The sequence below is a fragment of the Bradyrhizobium genomosp. I (2014) genome (assembly GCF_000261685.1).
GTDB lineage: Bacteria > Pseudomonadota > Alphaproteobacteria > Rhizobiales > Xanthobacteraceae > Bradyrhizobium.
In genome coordinates, this window is sequence record NZ_AJQE01000204.1 from 1 (window position 1) to 9,288 (window position 9,288).

Annotated in this window: 13 protein-coding genes; 7 read left to right on the forward strand and 6 right to left on the reverse strand. The window is 58.8% G+C overall.

Features of this window, described 5'->3' with window-relative positions; translation table 11 throughout:
• On the forward strand, positions 1 to 184 hold a 184-nt coding region (locus tag IC50_RS42805; protein WP_035708401.1), incomplete at its 5' end, for a hypothetical protein.
• Positions 185 to 346: 162 nt separating this feature from the next.
• Here IC50_RS42805 and IC50_RS19795 read toward each other — a convergent pair.
• The 3 genes from IC50_RS19795 to IC50_RS19800 all read right to left on the reverse strand — a co-directional run bounded on the left by IC50_RS19795 (position 347) and on the right by IC50_RS19800 (position 1,448).
• Complete coding sequence (locus tag IC50_RS19795; protein WP_035708404.1) at positions 347 to 757, reverse strand: hypothetical protein; 411 nt, start codon at positions 755 to 757, stop codon at positions 347 to 349.
• A gap of 85 nt (positions 758 to 842) precedes the next feature.
• Entirely contained in the window at positions 843 to 968 is a 126-nt protein-coding gene (locus IC50_RS43705; protein ID WP_257787537.1) for a hypothetical protein, read from the reverse strand.
• 246 nt (positions 969 to 1,214) lie between these two features.
• Entirely contained in the window at positions 1,215 to 1,448 is a 234-nt protein-coding gene (locus IC50_RS19800; protein WP_035708427.1) for a hypothetical protein, read from the reverse strand.
• 489 nt (positions 1,449 to 1,937) lie between these two features.
• On the opposite strand from IC50_RS19800, the gene IC50_RS41385 reads away from it, so the two are divergent.
• The 4 genes from IC50_RS41385 (at position 1,938) to IC50_RS19810 (ending at position 3,666) form a co-directional block, all read left to right on the forward strand.
• Positions 1,938 to 2,141: a DUF6894 family protein gene (locus IC50_RS41385; protein WP_039156329.1), complete on the forward strand. Its 204-nt coding sequence runs from the start codon at positions 1,938 to 1,940 to the stop codon at positions 2,139 to 2,141.
• A gap of 764 nt (positions 2,142 to 2,905) precedes the next feature.
• Positions 2,906 to 3,031, forward strand: coding sequence for a hypothetical protein (locus IC50_RS43710; protein ID WP_257787538.1), 126 nt, complete (start codon positions 2,906 to 2,908; stop codon positions 3,029 to 3,031).
• Between the two features lie 64 nt (positions 3,032 to 3,095).
• Positions 3,096 to 3,338, forward strand: coding sequence for a hypothetical protein (locus tag IC50_RS43175; RefSeq protein WP_223153765.1), 243 nt, complete (start codon positions 3,096 to 3,098; stop codon positions 3,336 to 3,338).
• 13 nt (positions 3,339 to 3,351) lie between these two features.
• Positions 3,352 to 3,666 (forward strand): hypothetical protein, encoded by a 315-nt coding sequence (locus tag IC50_RS19810; RefSeq protein ID WP_035708407.1) that lies wholly within the window; start codon positions 3,352 to 3,354, stop codon positions 3,664 to 3,666.
• A 61-nt stretch (positions 3,667 to 3,727) separates the two neighbouring features.
• Here the strand turns inward: IC50_RS19810 and IC50_RS19815 are convergent, their stop codons facing one another.
• Together IC50_RS19815 and IC50_RS19820 are read right to left on the reverse strand one after the other, a co-directional pair.
• Complete coding sequence (locus tag IC50_RS19815) at positions 3,728 to 4,057, reverse strand: hypothetical protein (protein ID WP_035708410.1); 330 nt, start codon at positions 4,055 to 4,057, stop codon at positions 3,728 to 3,730.
• A gap of 300 nt (positions 4,058 to 4,357) precedes the next feature.
• Positions 4,358 to 4,576 (reverse strand): DUF2934 domain-containing protein, encoded by a 219-nt coding sequence (locus tag IC50_RS19820; protein WP_232208652.1) that lies wholly within the window; start codon positions 4,574 to 4,576, stop codon positions 4,358 to 4,360.
• A gap of 340 nt (positions 4,577 to 4,916) precedes the next feature.
• Between IC50_RS19820 and IC50_RS19830 the strand changes: the two genes are divergently transcribed.
• Together IC50_RS19830 and IC50_RS19845 are read left to right on the forward strand one after the other, a co-directional pair.
• A complete protein-coding gene (locus tag IC50_RS19830; protein ID WP_035708418.1) occupies positions 4,917 to 5,126 on the forward strand; it encodes a hypothetical protein in 210 nt (69 codons plus the stop codon).
• A 1,506-nt stretch (positions 5,127 to 6,632) separates the two neighbouring features.
• On the forward strand, positions 6,633 to 8,336 hold the full coding sequence (locus tag IC50_RS19845; RefSeq protein ID WP_035708423.1) for a recombinase family protein: 1,704 nt from the start codon (positions 6,633 to 6,635) through the stop codon (positions 8,334 to 8,336).
• Positions 8,337 to 8,465: 129 nt separating this feature from the next.
• Here IC50_RS19845 and IC50_RS19850 read toward each other — a convergent pair.
• The coding region (locus IC50_RS19850; protein WP_035708426.1) for a metallophosphoesterase at positions 8,466 to 9,288 on the reverse strand (823 nt) is incomplete at its 5' end.

Consider the following 9,288-nt stretch of genomic DNA (forward strand, 5'->3'; position numbering starts at 1 on the left):
GGATTTCAGCTTCAAGGTTTGCGAGCGTTGCGACGGAATCTCCGATGGTTTGACAACTCACTGTCCCGGCGTGAGCTTGCCGCCGCTCGTCGGCTGCAATGTCGCCGCCGGCCTGCTCAACTATGACGAACGCTGCGGCGGTTGGCACTGGCGCGTGCCATGGCTTTCGCACAAGCCAGTGTAACGATAACTTCCGCGCTGAATCTGCGAGTAGAGAGCACGCGTCCACAAAGCGAGTACCAGTGCGCGTGCAACGGAGGGCGGAAGATTTGGTGCGCTCCACTGAACCGTCGTGGAGATTGTGGAAGCTATTGCGCATTCTCGCCTCCTGTCGGCGTAACGTGGATTATTCCCTTGCATTACCGCACTTGAACGCCGCACGCCCGCCGCCCATGGGTGCGGCAACGCTGGCGTGGACAACCAGATCACGTGGCCCAAGGAGGAAGCGCTTATCACCTTTGAACAATACCGCCTGGTCCTCATGCCCAAGACCAAGGACCACTTGCAGTCGGTCCACATCGACCTGACGGCCAACTGTCTCGACGAACGCGGCGCCTTGACGGTCGTCTCTCCTTCTCAGCTGCACCGGCTCGATGCCGGAGGCAATCTCGATCACCGGCTGGTAGCGCTTGGCGGAAGCGCTGAAATATATCACGCCCGAACGCCGCCGCTGAAACAACTGCACGTCGCTCGAGCCGTGCGGCGTCGAAGTGTTGAATTTGTGCTCGATGTGCTCGCGGTTGATGAAGCCGAACACGCGCAACGTTTCCGAATCCACTCCTGGCGCTGCTGCACAAACCAGCTGTAGCCAAGCGCGGCCTCTTGATCATTGCGCACCTCGATTACGTCGGGGTCAGCTTGTGGCGGTCGCCGCTCCAGATCGTTATCGCTTCCTCGGGCGTGCCGACCGCCTTGGTCGAGACCTCCATGCCGTAGGGTTCGCTCGCAACGAAGGCGCCTGCTCGCATCCTCCTGGATCAGGACCGGGTAGCGCTGGGCAATCAAGCACCTCCGGATCGGACGCCTCCGATTTCGTGTTGCTCTCACTGGTATTCGGATCAACTGTCATTCTGTAGTCTGCCTCGAGCAGCTCCACCAGGCGCTCGATGCGAGCGATCCGGAATGGATGGGCCGGCTTGGTCATCAGGGCAGGCCCCTCGGATCGAATGCGAAGAATCCAATGATGAAGATCACGAGCGTGCGAGGAGTGGCGTTCATGCGCCGGGCTGTTGGTCCTCTGCCGAATGCCAGTCCGCGCCGTGGAGGCGGATCATCTCGCGACGGGACCGCTCGATGAAGACGCGCTCAACGCAAAGGCCGGCGGTGACTGAAGCTGCCAGCGCAAGGCCGCAGGCGATATAATCATTCATGAAATTCCAAAACATGTTGCTGCCTGCGACGCCGACAAAAGTAAGTGCCATGACGGTATTGCGAATTGCCTTAACCACGTTGTCCCCCAGCCGGTCGGCGAGGCACTTTAGCATTGCAACCAAGACGCTTAGCAGCGTTTGATGGTTGTGATCCGCAGTCTTTCTGCTCAATCAGCTTGGGCCCGGCTGTGTTGTCGCGCCCCGTGGAATCCGATCGATACCGTATCTCGCTCTGTGCCATGAAACGTGGTGACGATTTGGCAGACAGCCTTCGCCAGCCGATAGGACGCAGCATCCGCTTTGCAGAAGTTTCTGCGGCCAGCGCAGCCGGGCAGCGCAGACGAGCAGAACAAATAGCACTGCATCTCTGGACCATAGAACGAGGCGTTCTTGGCGTCGGCAGCAATTCGTGCGGGCTCAATCCGTTCCAAAGCCCACGCACGAAAGCGCTTCGCATTTCGCCAATCATTCGCAGAATTTCGGCATCATCAGGCCTACATCAGAGAACTTCTGCCTAATTGCCCAATACTATCATTACTCCCGTGGGGCAACGAAGCGAGCGAACGAATGGCCCGTTTCTACTTTAATCTGGCAGGCAAGCAGAATGTCGACGACCCCGGCGGGTTAGCATTCGAAGACGAGCTGCAAGCCTTCCGTGCGGCGGAACGCCTAGCAAAAGATCTGGCGAGTGCTCAACCTCTGCTGCGGGGTACAACCTGCGTGGTCGTTACACGCAGGGACCGAGGTGACGCCTATTACGTAAGCGTGTGACAGCGCTTCCAAATCAAAGGTCTCGGACACCACTGACGTATCATCTGCCGGGAGCAGCCGCCCCGAGTTGTGGGACCACCGAGCCGATTGAGGGAGGGCTCGTTTTCCCTGGTTAGACTTGCCTGCAACGCCACCGTCAGGCACGATTTCGAAGAACCCGATTGCACCATGTCCATCAAGACCTATATCGGCGCGGTCGAAGCAGCGCACGATGATGGCTGATTGGGCCGCGTTCTGCGATGGCAAGCGCGCTGCGGACGGCGTGGTCGTGCCGATGTCTCGCGCGATTGCGCGACGAACAACTTTCTGACTTTCGTATCGTGGAGAACCTGTTTCCCACTAAGTAGAACTAGGCCGTGAACCCATCTGTGGACGCCCCGCGAGATGCAAGCGGTTTTTGAAACAGACCACGAAAAGCACCAGAGAGTTGCATGGCTACTGGGTCCACCATTGTGCCTCCGAAATCCCGCGCGCGCCGCCCCTATCGCCTGAAGGGATTTCGTTGGGACCCGGCGCAACTGGAAAAACTGGTGCAACCATCAAAGACCGCCAGATGCGGGGTGAGCGCCACCCGGGTTTATTAACCCTCAGCCGATCATGCAGAAAGACGGCAAAAGGTGGCCCATCGGCGCCGATTATAGAACCGGTTGTGGTGTTAAATGCCCGAAACGAAGGGGATGCTCCGGCTCCGCATACTCGGCTCACACACCGACGGCTGGAGCAGGATCGCCCGCGAGGACAAAGCAGAGCGAGCATAGATCAGCATGGCCTATCTGCAGAAGCAGCTCGCTAGGCAGCGAAAGGGCCTCGGCGAACTCGGTGAGCGCGTGTCGCGTGCCGAACGCGAGATCACGAAAGATCGCGACCACTGGCGCGATCGCGCCGACTGACTCGAGCCGGCATTGCTTGGACCTAGCGTCGACTGAAAACCCCGACACTGACGAAGAGAAGATCATGCCCGTACAAATGAACGCCGAGCTTTTCTGCAAGCTGCAGGAACTATCCCGCCATAACGCGGTCGCCCGCGCGCTTGTCTTCTTGTGGGAAACCGGCACCCTGACCTACGAGGACTGGGCGACGAAGGCGATCTCTCTTCTCATTGATCAGAACGAAACGCTCTCGGCGATCGCCGTGGATGCGGAGAAGCGCGCCTGCCGCCTGCCCAAAACTCCGCCCGTAGCCTCACCCACACGTTGAGAGAGATCGTCCCGTGTCCGACATCCCCAAAACCGGAACATCGCACCCCGGGCCCGCGCTGCGGCTTGTCAGCGGCGCGAAACAGGAGCCGCTGCGCTGCCCCGCCGCCGGCCGCGATGCCGAAAACGAGAAGACGCTTTGCTTCTACTTCAACCGGCGCGTGACCGATGACGAGATGCGGTACCTTCACGCGGTCATACGGCAGGCGGCAGCCTACTCGCCGATCATCGACGGCCAGCCCAGCAAGCAAACGACCGGGGTCTCAGAGCAAGAGGCGGCGGCAGTGCTGCGGCGCCACCTGCTCATGCGCGAGATTGACGGTCACTGAGAAAGTTCCTCTTTTGCATCCGCGCCCCCGACAAAGTCTCGCTAAATTTCAAACCGAGACACTACATGAAGGTGCTGGACGACGCGAGCGTCCGCGGCAACATCAAACCGTTCGCCGCGTTCGTAGCGGATTGCGCGAGACACGAACCCCTCTGCCGCGGCGCAAGAAGCCCGGCGAAGTCCAGCCCGAGATTGATCTCGACGCGGCGGTTAGCGCCGGCCCGAAACCATGACCACAGCGGAGCGTTTGTGGCGACGAAGATCGGCCCCCTCTCCGAGGGGTTCGCTGAGTTCTTCGGTCCTTCGGGGGAGAATTCGTCGAACGTTACGGCGTCGATCGCGCGTGCGTGGCACGCCGAACCGCGTGTCGCGCCATCGCCGACGTGCATCATCTATTCAGTTTCGAGAATGTCGATACGGACCGGAAATGATGCGTGAGCAGAAGCAAAGAACTTCATCTCTGAAGCTTGGAGTGCAGCGTTTTTCTCAATCCGCGCGAGCCGTCAAATGGCAGACTACGATTCTGCCCGAAACCGCTTTGACTCGACCGGGCCTGCCGCGATACAGGGCGGCCCAACTCACCGACCTCGCGGTGACGCTCGGCTTCGCCATCTGCGGTATGCAACTTGGAGCAAATAATGAAACCGCTTCTCACCTGTGTGCCGGCCATGGGCCGCCTTGTCGCCATTGTCTCACAGCGTATCCGGCGTTTTGAGCTCGTGGACGATCAGCTCTTCCTTTAGCTGTCGTTCTGCTTCCAAATAGAACTCTTGATCCCTCTCCTTTGGCATTCCGGCTTGCTGCCACAGATGATATGCTCGGCGCTCGATGTCCTTTTGGGTTGGAGGACCTGCCATGTGCGCTACCCCCGATGAGACCAACCCTGAGGCTGGCCAAAATTTGTCCGTCACTAAATCTCCTCGGTAGTCAGTTCGTTCTATCTTCCCTGGATCACATCCGCCTGATCATTGCTGTTGGGGCTCCAGGGCATCTCCGCTCCGCACGGGAGGGTTACAAGCCGATCCTACTGTCTCGTGCCGTTCACGGCATCGCTGAAGCAACTGCCTGGCGCGTCCAATTTGGCGATGGTCCGGGCTTGCATCAGTTCGTTCCAAATCCGGAACGAGGTGAAGCAAAAGTCGGGGGCGTGGCAGATTTACAACCCGCACAGCCATTTGAGATACTAAGCTCGTCCATTGACACGACGAACATCTTTCATTCTTACTTCAATATGATCAGCGGGGGCGAAAGGTGTTTGATGTCTATCGCAATGACAAGCGCGACTTCCTCGTCCTAAGTACAGGCTCTGCCGTACCCGTGCTTTACTCTGCACATAAGTGGCGTAAGAGCAGGAAAAAAGTTCTCAAGGTCAGCGACGAAATCAAGTCAGCCGTTCAGGCACAAGGCTATTACCTCCGCAGCCTGCGGGCCACCAGGGAGCAAATGATCGAGGTCGAGTAGGTCGGCGGCAGGCGTTCTCCATTTGCAATCTCTACAGCATCACCACAAGCCAAGCCGCCATCCTCGCGTTCAACCGAGTCGTGGGCCTCTTTCCGTCGTAGCCTTCACTTAGGCTTCATTGTAGGGGGCTGCGCCCGCTGAACGCTTCTCTGTCCCGCCGCCTGCGAGGTTCGGGTTATGGCGGCGTCAAACACCGCAATACGCCGATCAAGTTGCCATAGCTCGATGTCGTTGACATCAACTAGCTGCTGAGCACGCCCTCGTGCTTCCTGCTCGTTGGCACACTGCAAATTGGCCACGCTTACAACGCGGCGGTCGTGATCCAAAAGGTAAGCTCGGTAGTGAGCCATCCCTACGCCCCAAAGGCCAAAACAGGTTACTCCCTTGATGCAACGGGAAACCACGGAAATTTGGATTCGAAAATTCACGCTTAATGTCTATCCAACTCAAAGTTGGTTCGATGCAGGAGGCTGCCGGGGCCGCATTTGGTCACGGCTCCCTAACGATACGTCGAATGGAGGTGGTCGGGCCGATCCCCCAAGACAAGGCCGGTAATTTTGACGACCGACGAGGAACGCGATGTCTGGATTGCGCGCGCCATGGATGAGGCCAAAGCAAACAACAGCCGTTGCCGGATGATGTGCTCAAGATCGTGATGGGGCAGACAAAGAAGATCGGACGGCAGGCTGAACGAGAACAGCTGATCGGTTACTCAGATTAGGACAACCGCATCTAGCGTCTCGCGCCACGATTTGTCGGCCGACCGCCGGATTTCACTGATCAATGAAGCCGTCTCGTCTGCGGCAACCGCTGGCATCAGACGGAGCGGATGCTCGAGCGGAGAACTGCACCGCTAAATATGGACACGGGTATCGGACTTTCGTCGCCGTCAGGCGCAAGTTTTTTTACTTCGCCTTGTTTCGCAAAAATTCTCTCGCCTACGACCGCTATCGCAGGAATGCGCTAGCGCCCGATGTGGAGCACCGCGACACCAGAAAACTCTCATTTTCATTGACCGCTGCAGCGGTCAACATGATTGGACCCACAATTACTCAGATCGAGACTCCCGTGAGCACTCCAGAGGCAAAGGTCAAGTGTCGACCTTCTGTGATTTCTATCGGCGCACGGCCAAGGCTGACGAAAGCTGTGGCTGAAGGACGATCTGAACCTGATCACCACGCCGACGAAAATTGTGAAATCAGGGAGGGGTCTCTGCCGGCGCGATCGACGCTCCGAATAACAGAAGCAGGCACCGCAACTGATCACAGCCCAGCTATCGCGCTGGGCGACAATTTACGTTAACGTTTGCCGGTCGGTCCATATGCGTACTCGAATCCGATCGCCTCGGAGGCCGAAGGCGATCATCCGACCGCTTGATCCTTCCCACCCTCAGGGTTGGGATAATCCTGACAATGAGGAAGTTTGGCTTGAGCTGGCGCGCGCCATCGGACGGCAGATTGCACGAGACGAAAACGACGGTTTGGAGCAGCCGAAAGGAGGAAGGGCATGATGACGGGGCCAACAAAAAAGAGGGCCGTGTTATACGCCCGCTATTCGAGCGACATGCAAAAGGCGACCTCGATTGACGGTCAGCTATTGCTCTGCCGGAAGATCGCGGTACGCAACGACCTAGATGTCATCGGTGCATTTGTTGATGCCGCGAAGTCTGGCCTAACCGAAAATGCGAGGGACGGCTATCAGCAATTGCTCAATGGCGTGCGAAACCATGATTTTGATGTTGTGATCGTTGAGCATTTCGATCGCCTGTCGCGCGATCCCGCAACCATCCAGCGTCTCAAGCAAGTTTTCGAGTTCAATGGCGTTGAGCTGATGGATCAGAAAGGCGTTTACGCGACTGCCACCGACATCAGCATCGCAAGTCTCTACAACACGATTTATAAGCCGCAGCTCGCCGACAAGGTTCGGCGTGGCCATGATAATGCTGTCGCTAGTGGAAGAATTCCTGGCTCATACGCTTACGGTTACCGGCCAAGGCCGGGCGCGCCCGGTGAGCGCGTGATCGATGAGATCGAAGCGAAGATCGTGGTCCGCATCTTCACCGAATATGTATTGGGGCGTTCAACCCGAGATATTGCGGCCGATCTCACGCGCCAAGGCCTGCCCTCGCCTGGCGCCACCCGTCACAAGAACAAGGCTGGTCGCACGACCTGGAATCATCAGTGCATAACTGGCGGTCGGCACGGTCGCGGCATTATCGGCAACGAGCTGTATATCGGCGAAATACATTGGAACGTTCGATCAACAATTCTGAACCCGGAAACGCAGAAGAAACAGAAACGCCGCAATCCGGAAGACCGGCACATCATTGTCAAGAAGCCCGAGCTGCGGATTGTTCCGCAAGTGCTTTGGGACAGGGCGCAGAAGGTTCGCAGCGGCCGCGCCATCCATATGTTCGGACCGACGGGCAAGCCGCGGCGCCGTCCTGTGATCCCGCGCAATAATGAGCACCCACTTGCTGGGGTCCTTCGGTGTGGTGTCTGCAACGGGAATATGCGAATCGCTCAATCCTCCAGGAACGGCGCTCCGCGCGCCGCATGCGCCAACGCGCATCAACGAGGCACGTGTGAGCACACCCGGAGCTTTGACATGGACGTGCTACTTGAGGATGTCTCAAGCAAAATGGAATTAAAATTGCTTTCGCCCAAAGCGATTGAAGAGGCGATGCGTGCTTGGAAGGAGGAGCGTAAGAACGATCGGAAAAAGAACAGCGAACACGCAAATTTAGAGCGTAGACTCCGTACGTTGACCACTGAGATCGAACGCTTGTCATATGCCATCGCAAACAGCCGTCGCAAGCCGGATGAGTTGCTCAAGCGGATCGATGAGTGCGATGTGGAACGGGAAACCGTTAAGGAGCGCTTGCGGCTTCTGGGTAGTGGCAGCGAAAACGTGATCCCGTTCGACCATCCAAAGTTCGGTGACCGATATCGTTCGGAGGCCAAGAAACTGGTCACCGCGCTGAAGATTAATCCGAAGGCCATCGAAACCCGCGTCGCCTTTCGCAACTTGATCGACAGCATCGTAGTGCATCCGGTTCGCAAGCGGATGCCCTACGAATATACTCCGTACCTGAACAGCGCTTCCCTTTCTAGCATGAATCTTTTCCCCGAAGATCGACGCAAGACGAGAGAGATCAGTGCGTTCGCCTACTATGATAACGTCAAGTCAGAGAAATCCGTGTCCTCGTAGTAGACGCGGACCTGCATGTGGTGGCGGCCGCCGCGGATCTCGCCGTCGAGATGAGCTGTCACGTCGCGAGCCTCTTCGCTTGTCGGTACCGGCCCGTTTTGCGCAAAAACCGCGGTCCGCGCAAGCGTGTTAGGATACAACCGGCGCGGCCCGCCCCAGCGTCACCTCGACGATCTCCGGCGGCACGCCGACGCGGAGCGGCATGATGCTGCAACCGAGGCCGCCGGAGATGATGACGTCGCATTTCAGCCTGACATGACCATAGGCAAGGCGGACGCCATGCTGCGGCGGCACTGCGGGGGACCAGCCGAGCAGACGGACCTGGCCGCCATGGGTGTGGCCGGACAGTTGCAGCGCGACGCGCGCGGGCACGCGCGGTGCGATGTGGGGCTCATGCGCGAGCAGGATGATGGGCGCATCGTCCGTGACCTTGGCGAGCGTCGCACTGAGATCGTCGGCACCGAAGCGCACCATGCTCCGGAACCGGCGCGCCGGCAGGAACGCGAGCTGATCGCCGAGACCGGCGAGCCAGAACGGGCGGCCGTCCTTGGTGAGGCGCACGACGTCGTTCTCGTAGACGGGGATGCCGGCCGCTTCCAGCGCGCGATGCGCGACGGTCGTCCCCTGCCCGGCCCGCTGCACCGTCCTGTCATCCCAATAATCGTGGTTGCCCATGACGGCGTGGACGCCGAGCGGCGCCTTGAGGCCGGCCAGCACGCGAGCCCATTCACGGCACGGAATGATGCGCGTGACCTGATGAAGACCGGCGACATAGTCGCCAAGCAGCACGATGAGGTCGGCGTTCAGCGCGTTAGTGTGGTCGACGATGGCCGCGACCCGGTCCAGCGGCATCCAGGGATCGCAGGCATGGATGTCGGCGATGACGGCAATCTTCAACGGAAGATCCGCCGGCCACTGCCGCGGCGTCGGACGATAGCGCGTGACGCGGAGC